At 72.8% G+C, this 18,798-nt stretch carries 14 protein-coding genes; 7 read left to right on the forward strand and 7 right to left on the reverse strand.

Going from position 1 to position 18,798, the window contains the following annotated elements; genetic code table 11:
- Positions 1-14: 14 nt before the first annotated feature.
- The 4 genes from AB0D14_RS30235 to AB0D14_RS30250 form a co-directional block, all read right to left on the reverse strand.
- Positions 15-4,724, reverse strand: coding sequence for a hypothetical protein (locus AB0D14_RS30235; protein ID WP_362785414.1), 4,710 nt, complete (start codon positions 4,722-4,724; stop codon positions 15-17).
- Between the two features lie 116 nt (positions 4,725-4,840).
- The gene (locus tag AB0D14_RS30240) at positions 4,841-5,719 is read right to left on the reverse strand and encodes a hypothetical protein (RefSeq protein WP_362785417.1); all 879 of its coding nucleotides are present in this window, start codon (positions 5,717-5,719) and stop codon (positions 4,841-4,843) included.
- 61 nt (positions 5,720-5,780) lie between these two features.
- Positions 5,781-7,307: a hypothetical protein gene (locus tag AB0D14_RS30245; protein WP_362785420.1), complete on the reverse strand. Its 1,527-nt coding sequence runs from the start codon at positions 7,305-7,307 to the stop codon at positions 5,781-5,783.
- A 116-nt stretch (positions 7,308-7,423) separates the two neighbouring features.
- Positions 7,424-8,116 (reverse strand): GntR family transcriptional regulator, encoded by a 693-nt coding sequence (locus AB0D14_RS30250; protein ID WP_362785423.1) that lies wholly within the window; start codon positions 8,114-8,116, stop codon positions 7,424-7,426.
- Positions 8,117-8,288: 172 nt separating this feature from the next.
- Here AB0D14_RS30250 and AB0D14_RS30255 point away from each other — a divergent pair, with 172 nt between their 5' ends.
- Genes AB0D14_RS30255 through AB0D14_RS30275 form a run of 5 tightly spaced genes read left to right on the forward strand, consistent with a single transcriptional unit; the run spans position 8,289 to position 12,696 of the window.
- On the forward strand, positions 8,289-9,608 hold the full coding sequence (locus AB0D14_RS30255; RefSeq protein ID WP_362785425.1) for an MFS transporter: 1,320 nt from the start codon (positions 8,289-8,291) through the stop codon (positions 9,606-9,608).
- The gene (locus AB0D14_RS30260; RefSeq protein WP_362785427.1) at positions 9,605-10,435 is read left to right on the forward strand and encodes a putative hydro-lyase; all 831 of its coding nucleotides are present in this window, start codon (positions 9,605-9,607) and stop codon (positions 10,433-10,435) included. Before AB0D14_RS30255 ends, AB0D14_RS30260 begins: the two co-directional genes overlap by 4 nt.
- A 19-nt stretch (positions 10,436-10,454) precedes the next feature.
- On the forward strand, positions 10,455-11,213 hold the full coding sequence (locus tag AB0D14_RS30265; RefSeq protein ID WP_362785430.1) for a 5-oxoprolinase subunit PxpA: 759 nt from the start codon (positions 10,455-10,457) through the stop codon (positions 11,211-11,213).
- Positions 11,210-11,824, forward strand: coding sequence for a 5-oxoprolinase subunit PxpB (gene pxpB, locus AB0D14_RS30270; RefSeq protein ID WP_362785432.1), 615 nt, complete (start codon positions 11,210-11,212; stop codon positions 11,822-11,824). The genes AB0D14_RS30265 and pxpB overlap by 4 nt, the downstream gene beginning before the upstream one ends.
- Positions 11,824-12,696, forward strand: a complete 873-nt coding sequence (locus AB0D14_RS30275; RefSeq protein ID WP_362785434.1) for a biotin-dependent carboxyltransferase family protein — start codon at positions 11,824-11,826, stop codon at positions 12,694-12,696. Before pxpB ends, AB0D14_RS30275 begins: the two co-directional genes overlap by 1 nt.
- A gap of 61 nt (positions 12,697-12,757) precedes the next feature.
- Here the strand turns inward: AB0D14_RS30275 and AB0D14_RS30280 are convergent, their stop codons facing one another.
- Both AB0D14_RS30280 and AB0D14_RS30285 read right to left on the reverse strand, forming a co-directional pair.
- Entirely contained in the window at positions 12,758-14,176 is a 1,419-nt protein-coding gene (locus AB0D14_RS30280) for a HEAT repeat domain-containing protein (RefSeq protein ID WP_362785436.1), read from the reverse strand.
- Between the two features lie 300 nt (positions 14,177-14,476).
- Complete coding sequence (locus AB0D14_RS30285) at positions 14,477-14,869, reverse strand: ankyrin repeat domain-containing protein (RefSeq protein ID WP_362785439.1); 393 nt, start codon at positions 14,867-14,869, stop codon at positions 14,477-14,479.
- A 361-nt stretch (positions 14,870-15,230) separates the two neighbouring features.
- Between AB0D14_RS30285 and AB0D14_RS30290 the strand changes: the two genes are divergently transcribed.
- On the forward strand, positions 15,231-15,425 hold the full coding sequence (locus tag AB0D14_RS30290; protein ID WP_362785442.1) for a hypothetical protein: 195 nt from the start codon (positions 15,231-15,233) through the stop codon (positions 15,423-15,425).
- Between the two features lie 36 nt (positions 15,426-15,461).
- Complete coding sequence (locus AB0D14_RS30295) at positions 15,462-17,093, forward strand: hypothetical protein (protein ID WP_362785445.1); 1,632 nt, start codon at positions 15,462-15,464, stop codon at positions 17,091-17,093.
- A 153-nt stretch (positions 17,094-17,246) separates the two neighbouring features.
- Here the strand turns inward: AB0D14_RS30295 and AB0D14_RS30300 are convergent, their stop codons facing one another.
- Positions 17,247-18,746 carry a PLP-dependent aminotransferase family protein gene (locus AB0D14_RS30300; RefSeq protein ID WP_362785447.1) on the reverse strand — a complete coding sequence of 500 codons (1,500 nt, stop codon included), beginning with the start codon at positions 18,744-18,746 and terminating at the stop codon, positions 17,247-17,249.
- Between the last annotated feature and the right edge of the window lie 52 nt (positions 18,747-18,798).

The raw sequence follows: 18,798 nt of genomic DNA on the forward strand, positions 1-18,798 counted from the left end.
AGGCCCCGCGCCCCCTAAGGGGCGCTCTGTGCCGGCCTCTTGTACATCCGCGTCGCCGTGATCTCCGTGTGCACGGTCTCCCCGGCGGGAGCCTCCCGCGGCAGACCGGGCCGGAGGTGTTCCTCGACGCTGATGTACTTGAGGCCCGCGCGCAGGTCCGCGTCGTTGCGCAGGCGGATGACCAGGGGGAACTCGGCGAGCGCCGTCGTGTCGAACAGGCCTGTGGTGTAGAGGAGCTGGACTCCCAGGGCGTCGGAGACGGCCCGTTGCAGCTCCAGCAGGTACGTCGCGTTGGCGCGCCCGATGGGGTTGTCCAGGAACAAGGTGCCGGCGTGGCGGTGCTTGTCACGGCCTCGGTCGTTGGAGCGCAGGGCCGCCATCGTGCAGTAGAGCGCGATGGCGGCGGTGAGCAGCTGGCCGCCGGAGAACACGTCCCCCATCTGCCCGACGGGGACGCGCTCGGCGCGCAGTACGGCGTCGGGCTTGAGGATCTCCACGGCGACGCCCTTCGGCTGCAGGGCCGCGCCGACCGCTCTGAGCAGCAGGGACATACCGTCGCGGCGCAGGTCGGAGTTCTTCTTGAGCGCCGCCCTGGTCGCGTCGTCGACGACCTCGCCGAGCCGCTCGGCGAGCGTGGCCTGGTCGGGTTCCTCGAAGCGGATACGGAGGAACTCCTGGCCGGACCACTCCCCCAGTCCCTCGGGGAGCCGGGACAGCCGCTGGGCCGACCGGAGCGTGGCGAGCGCGGACTCGACCAGCCCGCGCAGCCGGTCCACGATCGAGTCGCGGTTGCGCTCCAGCTGCTCCAGCTCGTCGGTCAGAACCCGCAGCCGGGGCGCGAAGGCGTCCGCCCATTTCTGCGCGTGCTCGGGCAGGGCGGACGCGGGCAGTTCCCGGATCTGCTGACGGGCGGGGGTGCGGACCTGCTCGTAACGGGTCGAGTTGGCATGCCGTACGAGGACGTCGCTCGTTTCGCGCACGGCCGCCTCGGCGGCGGAGAGGTCGGCCGCGCAACCGCGCAGGGAGCGGCGGGCCTCGGTGGCGGACTGCCTGGCCTCTTCGAGCGTGCCGGGATAGGGCTCGGTCTCCTCCGGCTCGTCGTCCGAGTGTTCCCTGAGGAGGTCACGGAGCAGGGCCGCCGTCTCGTCGAAGCCGCCGGCCGCGTCCTCGGCGGCGCGGTGCGTGTCCAGCAGCTCGGTGTGCGCCGCACGCGCCTGGCTCAGCGCTTCGGTGCGGGACGCGAGTTCGCCCGTGGCGGTGCGGAGCAGGCTCTGCGCGTGCCCGGCGTCGCGCGGCACGAGGTCCTCGGGCAGCTCGGTGTGGGCGCCGCCGTCCTCGGGCGCGTGCCGCTCCGCCTCTCCGCGCAGCCGGCCGAGCTGTTCGCTCGCGGTCGACACACGGCCTTCGAGGAGCTGGACCAGTTCCTCGGCGCGGGCCACGGCGGCCTGCCGGGAGGGGCCGTCGGAGCCGTCGGTGGACTCCAGGAGCTGGGCGGCACGCGTGCGGACCTTGTTGGTCAGCCGGTTCAGCTCCGTGAGCGCCGCGCTCTCGTCGCTCTCGGCCCGGGCCTGCTCGGCGCGCAGATCGGCGCCGACCCCGACCTTCTCGTACAGCTGGGAGGCGGCCCGGTAGGCCTCGCGGAGCGCGGGCAGGGACGGCTTCGCGGTGCCCGGCTCCTCTTCCGGTACGTCGTCGGGGGCGCCCGCGATCTCCGCCCGCTCGGCACGCAGCGCACGGGCCGTGCGGCGGGCGTCGTCGGCGGCGCGCTGGGTGCCGCGCCGGTCCTCGTCGGCGGCGCGGGCCCGCTCCAGACAGGACTGGGCGCGGGCCTCCGACTCGGCCGCCTCGTCGGCGAGTTTCCGCAGCTTGACCTGCCAGCCGGCTCGCTCGCGCAGCCGGAAGGCGAGTCCGGCGAGGGCGTCGGCCCCGCGCCGGGCCCGTTGTGCGGCTTCCTGCCTCTCGTCCCGTACGAGGGCCGCCTCGGCCGCGGCCTCGTCCGCCTCGGTCCTGACGGCACGCGCCTCGGCCAGCTCGGCCTCGGTCTCCTCGGCGAACGTGCGCGCGTCACCGGCCGCCGTGGCCAGCTCGGTGAGCCGCCCGGCCGGGCAGCCCGTCCGCCAGGAGGCGAGCCGGGCTGCGAGCTCCCGGTCCTTGGCGAGCCGGGCCGCCAGCTCGCGGATCTCGTCGTCCCGCCCTGCCGCGCGCGTACGCAGCGCCCGCCGCTCCTCGTCGGCGGCGTGCTCGTCGTGCATGGCCGGGTTCGGCGGGACGAGGAACACATCGACACGGTCCCCTTCGCCGGCGCCGGGGGCCGGGGTCGGGGCGAGCAGCGCGGCGGCCGTACCGACGGCCACGGTGGAGCGCGGGAGCAGCGCGGCGTCGGTGAGGGCGTCCCGTGCCCGGGCGTGGGTGTCAGGGTCCGTGATGATCACACCGTCGACCAGTTCGGGCCGGGCGGCCAGCACGCGCGCGTGGTCGACGGGGTCGACGGCCTGTGCGAGGTAGCGCCAGCCGGGAAGCGCGGGGATGCCGTGCTCGCCCAGGTATTCCACGGTGGCCAGCACGTCGGGGCCGGGCGGCAGCAGCCCGCCGTCTCCGAGGGCACCGAGGATCCGGGCGTCGTCGGCCGCGGCGGTCCGCAGCTCGAAGAGCTGTCGTTCCGCGGAGGCGACCCCGTCGTCGAGAAGCTGCCGGAGCTCGTCGGCGTAGTGATCCAGCTCCCGGGGAGTGAGGGGGCCGTCGGCCGCGGAGCCTTCAGGGTTTCCGGCCGCCGAGGCGCCTCTGCCGCCGGCACCGTCCCGCGTGGCGTCCGCGCGCCTGGGCTGCGGCAATGACGGGCGCCCTGAGCTGTCCGTCCCGCTCCCCGAACCGCCGAAGGCCCCCGGCAGACTCAGCAGCTCGGCCAGCCGCTCCTCGCCCGCCAGCGCCTGGGCAGTACGCCGTTCCGCGTCGTACGCCCGCTCGGCAGCCGTCGCGGCATCAGCCGCTCGGGCCGCCGTGAGCTCGGCGCGGGACTCGGCGGACGCGGCCTCACGGGCATGGTCCGTGGTGCGGCGGGACGCCTCACGCGCGGTGTCCCACGAGGCGACGGCGGTCTTCTCGGCATCACTGGCGGCGAGCGCGGCGCGGGCCGGGTCCGCGTCGGGGGCTGTGTCGTCGAGCCAGCCGGCGCGGACCGCCTCGGCGGTCTCCTGCTCGACCTCGCCGAGACGCTGGCGAAGATGACCGACCTCGCTGCGGGCGCGCTGGGCCTCGGTGGCGGCGGACGTCGCGTCCCGGTGGGCGGCCTCCCCGACTTCCTGCAGTGCGCCGGACCGCTCCTCTTCCTCGTTGGCGACCGACTCGGCCCCTTCGGCGGCCTTGTGCAGGGCGCGTACGAGATCGACGGCGGCCCGGCCACGCGCGGCGAGCGCGGGTGCGGCGTCCCGCTCGGCCTCCAGGATCGCGGCTGCCACGCGCGCGGAGCGGTCGGCGGCGGCGCGGTGGCGCAGCACGGCTTCCGCGGCCTGCCACGCGGAGTGCAGCGTGCGCGCGTCGGCGAGTTCCTTCTTCTGCGCGGCCGCACCCCTCTCTGCCCCGGCGAGGGCCAACGAGGCGTGCCGGTAGGCCAGTTCGGCCGCGATCAGCGCGCTGCGCTCCCTGGACCCCTCGGCCTCGGTGACCCGGTGCGCGGCGGTGGTGACCTGCTGGGCGAGGTCGCCGGTGCGGCCCCGCTCCAGCACGGCGCGTGCGGAGAGCCGCCGGGCCAGCGTGCGCGTACGCCGTTCGGCGGCCGTGTGGATCTCCCGCGCACGGGAGCGCGCGGCGGCCGCCTCGACGATCCGTCCGAGCAGGTCCGCCGATCCGGCGGTGAACTCCCGTTCGGCGATGAGTTCGGCCCGTCGCCCCAGCTTGTTGCCGAATCCGCTCACCAGGTCGGCGAGGCCGTCGGTGTCCCGGGTGTCGGTGACCGCGCGCAGCAGCAGGTCGGTGAAGTCGGAGTCCTTCTTGACGGCGAAGAGACCGGCGGCCTCACCCTCGTCGGAGTTCATCTCGCGCTGGTAGCGGAAGAGTTCGGGGTCGAGGCCCAGGTCACCGAGGTGCTCGTTCCACCGGTCGTGGATCTCCTCCCAGTGCACTTCGAGGTGCGGGTACGCCTTGCCGGCCTCGGTCAGCGCGTCCCGGAAGCCCTTCATCGTGCGGCGCCGGCCCTGCGCGCCCGATACGCCCTCCACGGAGGAGCGCACGGCGGTGGCCTCGGCGACCGGCAGGTTGTCCAGGCTCAGCCCGGGGCCGGGCCGGAAGGAGTACCAGGCCTCGGCGAACTTCCGTGGGTCGTTGGAGACCTGTCGCCCGCGCCACTCACTGACCTTGCCGACCACGACGCACTCGCCGGTGAGCGTGTGCTGCCACTCCAGCGCCACGTGGCCGCAGTCGTCCGCGAGCAGGAACTTCCGCAGCACACCGGAGCTGGCGCCACCCAGGGTGTTCCGGTGGCCGGGCAGCATCACCGAGAAGATCAGCTTGAGCAGTACGGACTTGCCGCCGCCGTTCTCCAGGAAGAGCACTCCGGCGGGTGCCGGGCGTCGCGGCGGACCGACGGGCTCCTCCGCGAAGAACTCCGCCTGCGTGGGCGCGGGGTCGGGCACGAGCCCGCCGACTCCGCGCAGGTCCAGCACGGTGTCGGCGTAACGCGCACCGGCAGGCCCGATGGAGTAGAGGCGGACCCGGGACAGCTCGTACATGGCGGCGGACTCTCGTAGTCGTAAGGGGTGTCTGTCGTAAGGGGTGTCGAGAAGAGGGCTTGCGGCGGTCGGTGGTTCGGTCGGCCGGTCGGTGATTCGGCCGGTCGCTCGGTCGGTTACGAGTGGAACGGCAGTCCGGCGTCGGCGGCCAGCTCCAGATCTTCGGTGTCCTCGGCGGGCAACAGGCTCGCGGTGCCGTCGGTCACCGGCACGACGCCCAGTTCCAGCAGCTCGGCCAGGGCGGCGCTGCCCGCCATGTCCCGGACCTGGAGCTGGTAGCGGGCGGTCGTCCGGTACGTCCCTCCGGCATCGTCCCCGGTGCGCTGCAGGAACCCGGAGTCGGTGAGGAACGCGGCCGCCTTGCCGACGATGCCGGTGGTCGAACCGGCCAGTCTTCGCGCGTCCTTGGTGGCCCCGGCGGAGCTGCGCCGCGCCCAGATCCGCCAGGCGGCCTCAAGTCCGGGCGCGTCCGTCGCCGGGTCGCTGTTCTCCCCCTGCTCCTCGGCCCGCTCCTCCAGGCGGCGGCAGGCCTGGCGTACGAACGCGTCGACGCCGTTGACCGACACGCGCCCGATGTACCCGTCGTCCGCGAGGTCCTCGGGCCTCGGGAAGGCCATGGCGGCGACGGCGAGATGGGCGAGCCCGTGCAGGAACCGGTCGCCCGAGTCCGCGGACGCCCGCCGCGCGTAGTCGCCCATGCGCACGGCGAACACCGAGTCCTCGGCGGCGGTCACCGCCATTCCGGCCCGTGGGGACACCTCCAGCACGACGAGGCCGAGCCCGGTGGCGACGGCGTCGGCGAGCCGCGCGAAGGGCGGATCCTCGCGATAGCGCCGCAGCAGCTCGGTGTACTCCTGGTCCCGCGCGGGCTGCGTCTTGGGCTGCAGCCCGAAGGCCACGAGCCGCGCGGCATCGGCGGTGTCGGCGGGAGTGACGGCGGCACTCACCGGCGCGGCGGCCGCCTCCGGGTCACTCCACTCGACATGCTCGGTCACGACTGAAACTCCTTGAACTTCACGGGCGATTCGAGGACAGGCACCTCTTCCGACGGAGCGCTCATGCCACCTCCGTCCGGTCGGCCGCCATCCCCGCGGCGTCCAGCAGGGCCATGCCGACGACGAGGTCCGCACCGCCGAACTCCGGATCGTCCAGTTCGGTCCCGTCGTCCACGGCGAACAGCAGTCTCTCCTCGCCCTGCCGATAGGCGGTACCGACCGGCGGGCTGGCCGCGTGCACCGCCAGCAGGGCGACCAGATACGGCAGTTCGGGGTCCTGCCGCCGGGCGTCCGCGAGCAGCCCGGAGAGCCGGCGCGGGGCGTCGGCCGGCAGGTCGAGCAGCTCCATGGCGGCGGCGAGCTGCTCCTCGCTGAACCGGCTGTCGTCCGGCGTGGCGATCAGGTCCGGCTCGGGCATCTCGGCGCCGAGGTGCTCCCGCTCCATCGGCGGGATCAGCAGCAGGTCGACCAGATCTCCGACCCGGACGGAGGCGGGGGTGCGAAGCCCCGTCCCGCGCGCGAAGAAGGCATCGGTCACCCGCAGCGCCTGCTCCACCGGCAGGGGCAGCACGGGGGCGACGAGATGCCCGTACAGGTCGATGCCCGAGGTCGTCATCGGTGTCGCGAAGGCCTGCCGGTCCTGCTCGGCGCGGAACAGCGGCCCGGCCTCCAGGAGCCGCGACTGCAACTGCGTGTGGCGGCGGATGCAGTCCTTGACGATGTCGACGAGTTCGGCGGCCCGGCGCTTCTGCTCGGGGTCCTCCGACTCGTCCCGCGCCTTGCGGATGTTGGTGAGGATCGCGTTCTCGTGCCGGTAGCGGTCGGCCACGTGGTCCAGGGCCTCGGCGATCATGTCGGGCACGGTCTGCAGCCAGTCCACCGCCCGGACGTTGCGCCGGGTGGCGTCCAGGGCCCTGCGGAGCGTCTCCGAGTACTGCACGGTCCGGTAGCGGGCCTGCTCGGCGGCGAGCTGCGCGTCCGCGAGGCGGCCCCGGCTGATCAGTACCTCCAGCTTGACCTCGGCGGCGATCTGCGCGCTGGTGACGTCGGTGTCGAGGGCGCCCACGAGGACGTTGACCGCCTCGTCCGTCGTACGGAGGTACACGCTCCCTCCGTAGCCCGGCACCTCCTCGATCAGCTTGAAGTCGTAGTCGCGGCGCACGTACGAGCCGTCGGGCGCGAACGTGCCGTACACGGCACGGAAGCCGCGGTCGACGCTGCCGACGTTGATCAGGTTCTCCAGGACCCAGCGGGCCACCCGTTCGTGTTCGGCGACGGGCCGGCGCGGGGCCTGGGCGGCGATGCGCGGGATGAGCCTGGCCACTATCTGGTCGTGGTCGGCGCCCGTGTCGAAGTCCATGTTCAGCGTGATGAGGTCGATGGCGGCGAGGGCCACCTCCGCCATCCCGTACACCGAGTACTCACCCGCGAGGTTCGCCTTGCGTACGTCGAGGTCGTGCAGGGGCGCGGTGCAGGCGAGCGCGCGCAGCCGCCGCGCCAGTCCCTCGTCGGCGGCCGGGCCCAGCGCGGGGCGCGGCCCCGCGCTGAGCTGGGGCGGAACGCTGTCCGTCGATGCAGGCGAAGTCACGGTGCACAGACTAGGTCCTCGGTCTGACAGCGACCCAAACGACGCATAGCGCCGACGCTCCGCCCGGTGCGACGCACGACGCTCCGCCCGGTGCGGCGCACAGCGCTCCGCCCGGTTCAGGATTCCTCTGCCACCCGGTGGCCGTAGACCTCCACGACCCTTCTGCGGGAGTCGTCCAGGTAGACGGCGAGCAGGTTCTCGGCCTCCTCGCGGTTGCCCTCCTGCAGTGCCTGGAGGATCTGGGCGTTGCGGGCGAGGTAGGGCTCGTGCAGTCGTTTCGGGTCGTCCACCAGGTGGAAGGCGAGCCGGAGTTCGGCGAAGACGCTGCGCATCAGTTCGTCGGTGCGGGCGCTGCCCGCGAGCGCCACCAGTTCCCGGTGGAAGTGGATGTTGGCCGTGCCGAGGCCCTTCCACTCGCTCTCGCGGGTCGCCCGCCGCCCGTCCGCGACCGCCTTGGCGAGACCGTCCACCGCGTAGGGCGGCTTGCCGAGTCCGCGTACGACGGCGCACTCGACGAGGCCGCGGGTGCGGTAGATGTCCTCGACGTCCTCGACGGTCAGGACCCGCACGAACACGCCCCGGTTGAGCTGGTGGACCAGCAGCCGTTCGTGTGTGAGCAGCCGGAACGCCTCGCGCAGCGTGTTGCGCGAGACGCCGAGCGCATTGCCGATGCTGTCCTCGGACAGTCGCGTGCCGGGCGGGAAGAATCCCTCGGCTATCCGGCTCCTGAGAATGTCCGAGACCCGCTCGGCGGTGCTGGTGCGGCCCAGCAGCGCGCGGTCGTCCGCCAGTCCGTTCAGTTCGGCCACGCCCGAATTCAATCGCAGATACAAGAACGAAACAACATGGGTATTGAAGGATCGTTCAACGATCCTCTACCTTGCTTATCAGGCACCGGCCGCTCATCCCGGCGCCGAACGGCTTCCGCACGGCACGGCTCAGTCCCGAAGCACCCTCCCGTCCCTCATCTGCGAGGTGCCCATGAGCACGACCCCTCCACCGCAGGCCCCGCCCACCGCATCGCGCCCCGGAGCGGGTGAGCCCACCGCCGACGAGGGCGCGTTCGCCTGGCTGCGGGCCCTCGGACCGCGCGGCCGCCGCGCCTTCGGCGGCGCGTTCGGCGGCTACGCCCTCGACTCGTACGACTACTTCACACTGCCGCTGAGCATGGTGGCCCTGGCGGCGTACTTCGGTCTCAGCACCGGCCAGACCGGCCTGTTCACGACCGTCACGCTGGTCGTGTCCGCGATCGGCGGCGCGGCCGCGGGTGTCCTCGCGGACCGGATCGGGCGCGTCAAGGCACTGATGATCACCGTCATCATGTACGCGGTCTTCACCGTGGCCTGCGGCTTCGCGCCCAACTACGAGACCCTGCTGGTCTTCCGGGCGCTTCAGGGGCTCGGTTTCGGCGGTGAGTGGGCGGTCGGCGCGATCCTGGTCGCCGAGTACGCGAGCCCGAAGCACCGGGGCCGTACGCTCGGCGCGGTCCAGAGCGCCTGGGCCGTGGGCTGGGGGCTCGCCGTGGTGGTCTACACGCTGGTCTTCCAGTTCCTCGACGACGACATCGCCTGGCGCGTGATGTTCTGGACCGGGGCGCTGCCGGCCCTGCTGGTCATATGGGTGCGCCGTCACGTCCAGGACGCCCCGGAGGCGGCCGCGCGCCGCAAGGAGAGCCCCGAGAAGGGTTCCTTCGCCGCGATCTTCAAGCCGGGCACGGCCACCTCGCCCGGCCTGCTGAAGACGACGATCTTCGCCGTCCTGCTCTCCACAGGCGTCCAGGGCGGCTACTACACCCTGGCCACCTGGGTTCCGACGTACCTGAAGACGGACCGCGGCCTGTCCGTCGTCGGCACCGGCGGCTACCTCACGTTCCTGATTTCGGGGGCCTTCATCGGCTACCTGACCGGCGGATATCTGACCGACAAGCTGGGCCGCAAGCGCAACATCCTGCTCTTCGCGATCCTCTCGGCGGTCTGCATCCTGGCCTACGCGAACATTCCGAGCGGCGCCAACACCCTCGTCCTGGTGCTCGGTTTCCCGCTCGGGTTCTGTATGTCGGCGATCTTCAGCGGCTTCGGCTCGTTCCTCAGCGAGCTGTACCCGACGGCCGTACGCGGCACGGGACAGGGCTTCACGTACAACACCGGCCGTGCCATCGGCGCGGTCTTCCCGACCCTGGTCGGCTTCCTGGCCGACAGTTGGGGTGTCGGCGGCGCGCTGGTCTTCGGCGCGATCGGATACGGTCTCGCGGCGCTGGCCCTGATCGGTCTGCCCGAGACCCGTGGGAAGGAACTGTTGTGAACCGGTCACCGAGTACCCGGCACCGCCCGCTCAAGGTTCTCGACGAGCACGCGCGCGTGTGGAGCCCGGCAGAGGCACGCTCCCGGTTCCGTGCGGGCGCGTCGGGCCCCACCACGGGCTGCGCGGCCGGCCACACCCAGGCGAACCTGATCTCGGTGCCGGCCGACTGGGCGTACGACATGCTGTTGTTCTGCCAGCGCAACCCGAAGCCCTGCCCGGTGCTCGACGTCACCGACGCCGGTTCCTGGACGACCGTCCTGGCCGCCGGCGCCGACCTGCGCACCGATCTGCCGCTCTACCGGGTCTGGGAGCACGGCGAGCTGGTGGAGGAGCCCACGGATGTGGTGGCGCACTGGCGGGACGACCTCGTGTCGTTCCTCATCGGGTGCAGTTTCACCTTCGAGTGGGCGCTGACCGAGGCGGGCGTACCGATGCGCCACATCGAGCAGGGCCGCAACGTCTCCATGTACGTGACCGGCCGCCAGTGCCGCCCCGCCGGGCGGCTGCACGGGCCCATGGTGGTGTCCATGCGTCCGGTGCCGCCCGAGCACCTGCCCGCGGCGATCCGGGAGACCAGCCTGCTGCCCGCGGTGCACGGCAGTCCGGTGTACTGCGGCGACCCGGGCGCCCTCGGCATCGAGGATCTCGGCCGCCCCGACTTCGGCGACCCGGTGGACGCCGAGCCGGGCGACATCCCGGTGTTCTGGGCCTGCGGTGTGACACCGCAGGCCGCGGTGATGGCCTCACGGCCGCCGTTCGCGATCACCCACGCGCCGGGGCAGATGTTCATCACCGACACCCGTGACGAGCAGTACCGCGTCGCCTGACCGGAGAACGGAACACGCCATGACCTCGATCGATCTCAACGCCGATCTCGGCGAGGGCTTCGGCCGCTGGCACCTGACCGACGACGAACAACTGCTGTCCGTCGTCACCAGCGCCAATGTGGCCTGCGGCTTCCATGCCGGGGACGCCTCCACCATGCGGCGGGTCTGCGACCTGGCCGCCGCGCGCGGTGTACGGATCGGCGCCCAGGTCTCCTACCGGGACCTGGCGGGCTTCGGACGCCGCGCGATGGACGTGCCGTCCGACGAGCTGGCGGCCGAAGTGGCCTACCAGATCGGCGCCCTGGAGGTCTTCGCGCGCGCGGCGGGCGCACGCGTGGCGTACGTCAAACCGCACGGCGCGCTCTACAACCGCGTCGTGCACGACGAGGAGCAGGCCGGGGCGGTGGTGAACGGGGTACTGCTCGCCGACGCCACGCTCCCGGTGCTCGGCCTGCCCGGCTCGCGGTTCCTCGACGTGGCCGGTGAGGCGGGGCTCCCGGTCGTCACCGAGGCGTTCGCGGACCGCGCGTACACCGAGGAGGGCACGCTGGTGCCGCGTGGCCGGGAGGGTGCGGTGATCACAGATCCGGGAGCCGTCGTGGAACGCTCGGTGGGCCTCGCCCGTTCTGGTGTCGTCGCGTCCCACTCGGGCCGTGACATCGCCGTACGGGCCCGTTCCCTGTGCCTGCACGGCGACACGCCCGGCGCGGTGGACCTGGCCCGCCGGGTCCGGGCACAGCTGGAAGAGTCGGGCGTCCGCGTCGAGGCGTTCGTATGAGGGCACTGCCGGTCGGCGACCGTGCCCTGCTCGTCGAGGTGTCCACGGACGAGGAGGCACAGGCCCTGCACGCCGATCTGCTCCGCCGCCGCGCGGAGGGCTCCCTCTCCGTGCGCGAGATCGTCCCCGCCGCCCGCACGGTCCTCCTCGACGGTCTCGACGACCCGTCCCGGCTGGCCGCGCAGCTGTCCGTCACGCGGCTCCCGCCCGTTCCTCCGCCCGCGCAGGAGGTCGTGGAGATCGCCGTGCGCTACGACGGCCCCGACCTGGCCGACGTCGCCGAACTCTGGGGCGTGTCCCCGGACGAGGTGGCGCGCATCCACGCGGCGGCCGAGTTCCGGGTCGCCTTCTGCGGGTTCGCTCCCGGCTTCGGCTATCTGACCGGGCTCCCGGCCCGCTACGGCGTGCCCCGGCGCGCGACACCCCGTACGACCGTCCCGGCGGGTTCCGTGGGCCTTGCGGGCCCGTACACGGGCGTGTATCCACGCTCCTCGCCGGGCGGCTGGCAGCTGATCGGCACGACGGACGCCGTCCTGTGGGACCACGCGCGCGTACCGGCCGCGCTGCTGTCACCGGGCACGCCGGTCCGCTTCGTCCCGGTGGACTCCTGATGACGGACCGCGCGCTGGTCGTCGTACGGGCCGGGGCGCTGACCACGGTGCAGGACCTGGGACGCCCGGGCCACGCGCACCTCGGGGTACCGCGCTCCGGCGCGCTGGACGCTCCCGCCGCCGCCCTGATGAACCGGCTCGTCGGCAATCCGCCCGAGGCGGCTCTCCTGGAGACGACGCTCAACGGATGCGACGTGCGGCCGCGTTCCACGGTCACCGTGGCCGTGGGGGGCGCCCCGTCCGCCGTCTCCGTGGACGGCCGCCCGGCCGCCTGGGGAGCCCCGGTGCACGTGCCCGCCGGGGCGCTGCTGTCCGTGGGAACGGCGGCCTCCGGAGTACGCGCCTACGTGGGCGTGTCCGGTGGGGTGGCCGTCGAGTCGGTGCTGGGCAGCCGGTCGACGGACCTGCTGTCGGGCCTCGGCCCGCCGCCCCTCGCCGACGGGACGGTGCTCCCCCTGGGGAGGCCCAGTGGCCACCACGCGCACGTGGACGTCGTTCCGCAGCCGTCACCGCCGGCCGAGCTCGTCCTGCGGGTGACGCCGGGGCCGCGCGACGACTGGTTCACGGCGGCGGCCCTGCGCACCTTCACCACGCACACCTATCGGGTGTCCTCCGCGAGCAACCGCATCGGCCTGCGCACGGAAGGGCCCGCCCTGGAGCGGGCGATCGGGGGCGAACTGCCCAGCGAGGGCATGGTCCTCGGCGCGGTCCAGGTCCCCCCGGACGGCCTGCCGATGGTCTTTCTGGCGGACCACCCGACCACAGGGGGCTATCCGGTGATCGCGGTGGTCCACCCCACCGACCTCCCCACCACAGCCCAGGCCACCCCGGGCACACCCGTACGATTCGTGCCGGTGCGCCACCGGACTTAGGCGGCTTCTGATGGATCTCCGCGGCGGCCGGTCACCCTGAACACGACTGCTTCGGGCGGTCTCATACGGCGGACGCGTCCGGGCCGATCCTGCTGCGGACCGCGGTCTGCACGTCGGCTTCCTCGGCCGGATCGGCAGCGAGCCGCCGTAGCTGGTCGACCACCCGGGCGTCCCCGGTCTCGGCGTGCCGTGCGGCCACTTCGCGCGTGGTCTCCTCGCAGTCCCAGAGGCACTCGACGGCGAAGCCGGCGGCGAAGGAGGGATCGGTGGCGGCCAGCGCGCGAGCCGCTCGCCCGCGCAGATGGGACGAGGCGGTCTCGCGGTAGACGTGCCGCAGGACGGGAGCCGCCCCCGCGATCCCGAGCCGTCCGGCACCGTCGACGAGGGTCCACAGGGTCTGCGCGTCGGGCCCTTCGCCTCGTACGGCCTCGCGCAGGGCGCCCAGGACGAGTTCGCTGTCCTGTGCGCCGCCCCAACAGGCGAGCACGCGTCCGGCGGCCTCTCCCAGTGCGTCGGGGCGGTGTGCCCAGCCACGGGCCCGTTCCACCGCGGCGACGTTCCGCATCCGCTCGAAGGCGTCCACGGCGGCGTCCACGACGAGCCGTGAGCCGGAGGTCTGTGCGGCCTCGACCAGCTCCAGTGCGTCGGGATCGTGGCTGTCGGCGAGATAGCGCAGAGCTGTGCACCGCGCGCCGTCGTCTCCGGTGCGGGCGGCCTCGACGATCTCGGGGCGGTCGCCGGGTCCGGCGACGGCCGTGAGGCAGCGTGCGGCGGGCACATGGAGGGCGGCTCCGCGCTCGATGCCCTGCTGGGCCCACTCGAAGACGGCCCGCACGCTCCATCCGGGGCGGGGCCCGGACGGTCGCATCTGCCGCTGCCACCGGTCGAAGGAACCGGCTTCCCGGGCGCCGCGTACGCGTGCGGCGACGGATGAGCGGGGATCGTCGGCCCACAGCCGCCAGGGCCGGGGTTCGAAGGAGTCCCGTACGACCGCGGCCAGCTCGGCCTCGCCCTCGGCATCGGCGGGAAACCGGGCGAGAACGGGGGCCGCGAGGGCACGCAGGCCGGCATCGTCGTCGCGCAGCGCCAGTTCGTCGAGGGCCCAGGCCCAGTTGGCGCCGCAGGCGGCGTACCGCCGCAGCATCTCCAGGGCGGCCTGCCTGCCGTACGAGGCGAGATGACCGAGGACGGCGAGCGCGAGGCCCGTGCGTGACTCGTCGGTGTCGAGCACGTCCGCCGCGTCGAAGAGGTGCGCCTCGATCTCGTCGAGGCTTCCGCCCAGATCGAGGTAGAGACGGGCGTAGTAGAGGGAGCGGTTCTCCACCTGCCAGTCGTGGCGGGGGTCGCTCAGCACGCAGTGGTTGAGCGCCGTGAGCGCTTCGGCCCGTGGCGCGGTGAGCGCGTGCAGCGTGCCGTCGCCACGGCCTCTCTGCAGCAGGCCGAGCAGCGTACCGCTGGGCGCTATGACCGGATCGAACATGGGAAACAGCCTCACATCAAGCGTCGACGCAACCGGGGTCCTGCTCTACCTGGCCGCATGACAACACGTCGGGGCGCCCGCCGTTTCCTGCTTGCTGTAAGCCATCTTCCTCTGCCTCTCGTCGGTGGCCCGTGCGGGCCGCATCACGGTCCGCGCGGTGCGGCAACATCTGCCCAGCCATCGCGTCCGTGAATCACGACGTCATGATGACCCAGCGGTTCTCGCTGCCGCGACCGCATTTCCGGCGGCCCCGTTCCGCCTCCCCCAAAAATCTTGTTCCGCCTGGTCAAGGCGGATGGTTCAGTGTGCTCCGAACAGTTCGAGCAGTTCGGTCTTGGCGAACATCCGAGCGGTGTCGACGGCGGAGGGCGTCCCCGCCGAGGGATCCGCGCCGGCGTCCAGGAGCACGCGGATGACGGCGCCCTCGCCCTTGAAGACGGCTCCGGCGAGCGGAGTCTGGCCACGGTCGTTGATGCGGTCCGCCTCCGCCCCGCGCTCCAGGAGTGCGCTCACCGCGTCGGCGTGACCGTGGTAGGCGCCGAGCATCAGCAGCGAGTCGCCGCGGTCGTTGGTGAGGTTGGCCGGCACACCCGCGTCGACATACGCCACGAGCGCTTCGGTCTGCCCCTGCCGAGCCAGATCGAAGATCTTGGTCGCCAGCTCCACGACCTCGGGGTCGGGGGCTTCAGTCATCGACGGGACCACCTCTCACTGCGGAAACACCTACGGAAAACACCTGCGGAAACACCTACGGGAACACTGCGACAACGAACGCGACTGCCGGAACGTGCGGCCGCCAGCGGTGCGACCGTAAGAGTGATTCGCCAGCGTACTGGCTCCGCGGGCACATGACCGGGCCCACGTGAGGCAAGCATCACCACGAATCCGGCAACCCCTCGACCAGCTGCCCGGTCGGCCGGGCAGCCTCATAACGCAGGACCATTGGGATGAAATAAGACGATATTCACCCAGTTGCACCTTTTATCGTATGGATACATGCTGTGAGCCTGGAAGTACTCATGGTGACTGTCCCCATCGATCCAGGAGAAATCTCATGATCCTTTCCATGTCAGGTGTGGTCCTGCTCGGCATCATCGTCTTCCTCTTCTTCCGCAAGGACGGACTCAAGGCCTCGCACGCGATGGTCAGCGCCCTCTTCGGGTTCTACCTCGCGGGTACGGCCATCGCACCGAGCATCACGGCGGGCGGCGCGAGCCTGGCCGGCCTGATCGGCGGGATCAAGTTCTGACCCCGTCCCGTTCGCACGTACCTCCAGGAGACAGCAGTGGCACGGCGCCCCCTTCCCCGCATTCTGAGTACCGGCAGCACACAGCTCGCCCGCAGCCGGGACCTGGCCAGGACGGCCGCCGACAGCGCCACCGACGTCCTCCACCCGCTGATCACCATCAGTCGTGGACTGCGCCGGCTGGCAGCTGCCGGACGGCGCACCTGGGCGGACACCCCCAAGGACCGGCGCGGTCCACTGCTGTTCCTGGTGGCCTCGGTCGTCCTGGTCGTGGCCCTCCTCCCGTACGGGCCGCTGCTCGCCGTCATCACCCTGATGGCGGCGGCCGCGTGGCGGGGCAGGGACCGCACCCCGCCCGCGCCGACAGATCCCGACGAGGCACAGAGCAAGCGTCTGGAGTCCCTCTACGAGGCGCTCGTGCCGTACTTCTCCGTCCCCGAGGACCCGGCGCCGCTCTATGCCCACGGCGGTGCATGGGACCAGGCCTTCGACTCGTACGCGTTCGACGACACCGGCCGCCTCTCTCACCTGTCCGTTCGCTACCCCGCCTACTTCACGGACGGCGAGGCGGGCTCCCGGGCCCGCATCGAGCAACTGCTGCACGCCAAGTCGGGCCGCGGCCGGGAGTACCGCTTCGTATGGGACGAGGAGGGCAACCAGCTCACGGTCGCCGTCCTGCCGCCACTGCCGACCGACGTCGCCGCCCAGCGGTTCGTCACGGCTCCGGGCGAGACCGTCCTCGGCTTCACCGACCCGGCCGACGTGCAGCGCACGCTCCCTCTCGCGTTCGGCGAGGAGCGGCGGGACACCCCGCCGGTGATCTGGCGCACCGGTGTGCGCTCGACCGAGCCGCACCTGCTCGCGGTGGGCGGGCCCGGCAGCGGCACGACCACTTTCCTGCGCTCGATCGCGCTGCAGGCCCTCCAGCACGGTGACGTGCTGATCGTCGAAGGCGCCGGTACGGGCGAGTACGCGTGCCTGACGGGGCGCGACGGCGTCCTGGGCGTCGAATGCGGCCTGGCGGGTGCGCTGGCCGGCCTCGAATGGGCGGCTCACGAGACGGAGCGCCGTCTCATCGCCGCGAGCCGGGCCCGACGGGCCGGCCTCACTCCGCCGGAGGACACGAGGCGCCCCCTGTGGCTCCTCCTGGACCGTCCGACGATGCTCGGCCATCTCGCGACGGCCGACGGCCGGCAGGATCCGGGGGCCCTCCTCCAGGCGCCGTTGCGCCACGGCCGTGCGGCCGGTGTGACGGTCGTGATGGCGGAGCAGTTCGACGCCCTGGAGTCACTCGGCGACGCGGTACTGGGGCACACACGCGCGCGGGTCGTTCTCGGCCCCGCATCGGCGGCCCGGCTCGAAGCGGTGCTCGGGGCGCCGCCGCACACGACTCCCACGCCCGACGTTCCGCCCGGCCGTGGGTACGCCCGGCTGGGCGCGGGCCCGGTCCACCGCCTCCAGGTGCCTGCGACCCCGGACCCGTACGACGAGGCCACCAGCGAGACCCACCGTCAGGCGGTGCTCGGCCTGCTGCCGGAGCGCACCGCTCCGGTGGACCCGGTGGGCCCGGTGGCCACGGCCCCGGCCCCGGAACACCCGATGCCCGCGGTCCCGGCCGGCCCCGTACGCGTCACGGCGCCGGGCCCTATGGGCCTGGTCGCGGAGGGCTGAGCGCCCCACGCTTCCGCACACGAGCCCCAGAGGGGCGCGGGGCCGTATCGATCTGCGGCTCCGCCGCGCGGGCGGGGCCGGCCACGACTCGCCCGCACGCGCACCCGCATCCGCACCCGCGATCCCGAGCGGGCGGCACCGCCGCGCCAGGTGTCACGCCACGAACGTGCGTGGCGTCTCCGTCCCCCCGTTCGCGCCCGTCTCGACCAGCCGGGCCGCCGCCGCCAGACGCGTAGCCGCCTCGTCGGCGACCGCGCCGCCGACGGTGAACGGAAGCCGCACATAGCCCTCGAAGGCCCCGTCCACGCCGAAGCGGGGCCCGGACGGCACGCGTACACCGACCCGCTCACCGACCTCGGCCAGCCGCGAGCCGGACAGGCCCCCCGTACGCACCCACAGGGTGAGTCCGCCGCTCGGCACGTCGAACTCCCAGCCGGGCAGCTCACGGCGCAGGGCCGTCACCAGCGCGTCCCGGTTCTCGCGGGCCTGGTCGCGTCGCATCTCCACGGCCTGCTCCCAGCCGCCGGTGCTGAGCAGCCAGTTCACGGCGAGCTGCTCCAGGACGGGGGTGCCGAGGTCGGCGTAGGCACGCGCCGCGACCAGGCTGCGGATCACGTCGGGCGCGGCACGGACCCAGCCGATCCGCATACCGGCCCAGAAGGCCTTGCTGGCCGAACCGACCGTGACGACGGTGGACCCGCCCGGGTCGAACCCGCACACAGGGCGCGGCAGCGCGAGCCCCTCGTCCAGATGCAGCTCGCTCATGGTCTCGTCCACGACCAGTACGGTGCCGGCCGACCGCGCGGCGTCGACGAGTTGCCTGCGCTGGTCCTCGTCGGCGAGTGCGCCGGTCGGATTGTGGAAGTCCGCGACGACGTAGGCGAGGCGGGGCGCCGAGTCGCGCAGCACCTGCCGCCAGCGGTCCATGTCCCAGCCCCGGAGTCCCTCGGCCATGGCGACGGGCACCAGACGGGCCCCGGCCTCCCGCATCAGCTGAAGGATGTTGGCGTACGAGGGCGACTCGACGGCGATACGTTCCCCGCGCCCGGCGAAGAGATGACAGATGGCGTCGATGGCGCCCATGGCCCCGGTGGTCACCATGATCTGCTCGGGCATGGTGGGAATGCCGCGCGCGGTGTACCGGTCGGCGAGCGTCTGGCGCAGCGCGGGCAGCCCCGCCGGATAGTCACCGTGTGTGTGGGCGTACGGCGGCAGTTCCTCCAGGGCGCCCTGCACGGCGCGGGTGAGCCAGGGTTCGGGTGCGGGCAGGGCCGCGCAGCCCAGGTCGATCACGGAGCCGAGGGCCTCGGGCGGCAGGGGTTCGAGGCCGCGCGCGGGCAGCGGGTTCCCGGCCGGTACGGCGGTCCAGCTGCCTGCCCCTCTACGGGACTCCAGGAAGCCTTCGGCGCGCAGTGCCTCGTAGGCGGCCGCCACCGTGGTGCGGCTGACGGACAGGGAGAGGGCCAGCTCGCGCTCGGCGGGCAGCCGCGCCGCCACGGGAACCCGGCCTTCGAGGACGAGCAGTCGGATCCCGTCGGCGAGGGCGCGGTAGGCGGGCGGGCGACGCGTGCCGGGGCCCGCCGGGCGCTCCTGCTGGGAGTTGAGCAGCCGGGCGAGCTGGGCGGCCCCCACCGCCGAAGTCCACTGCGTCATGATTTCCAGTCCACCTTCCCTGAATTGGCCATGGAAGAGGTTTCTACCCAAG

Origin of the sequence: Streptomyces sp. NPDC048484 (genome assembly GCF_040651415.1) — a bacterium.
In the GTDB taxonomy this organism is placed as follows: Bacteria; Actinomycetota; Actinomycetes; order Streptomycetales; family Streptomycetaceae; genus Streptomyces.

Coding starts and splice junctions, on each gene's coding strand:
- AB0D14_RS30275 (WP_362785434.1), top strand. CDS start 11,824: ATGACGGACCGCGCGCTGGTCGTCGTACGGGCCGGGGCGCTGACCACG.
- AB0D14_RS30255 (WP_362785425.1), top strand. CDS start 8,289: ATGAGCACGACCCCTCCACCGCAGGCCCCGCCCACCGCATCGCGCCCC.
- AB0D14_RS30285 (WP_362785439.1), bottom strand. CDS start 14,869: ATGACTGAAGCCCCCGACCCCGAGGTCGTGGAGCTGGCGACCAAGATC.
- AB0D14_RS30265 (WP_362785430.1), top strand. CDS start 10,455: ATGACCTCGATCGATCTCAACGCCGATCTCGGCGAGGGCTTCGGCCGC.
- pxpB (WP_362785432.1), top strand. CDS start 11,210: ATGAGGGCACTGCCGGTCGGCGACCGTGCCCTGCTCGTCGAGGTGTCC.
- AB0D14_RS30300 (WP_362785447.1), bottom strand. CDS start 18,746: ATGACGCAGTGGACTTCGGCGGTGGGGGCCGCCCAGCTCGCCCGGCTG.
- AB0D14_RS30280 (WP_362785436.1), bottom strand. CDS start 14,176: ATGTTCGATCCGGTCATAGCGCCCAGCGGTACGCTGCTCGGCCTGCTG.
- AB0D14_RS30290 (WP_362785442.1), top strand. CDS start 15,231: ATGATCCTTTCCATGTCAGGTGTGGTCCTGCTCGGCATCATCGTCTTC.
- AB0D14_RS30235 (WP_362785414.1), bottom strand. CDS start 4,724: ATGTACGAGCTGTCCCGGGTCCGCCTCTACTCCATCGGGCCTGCCGGT.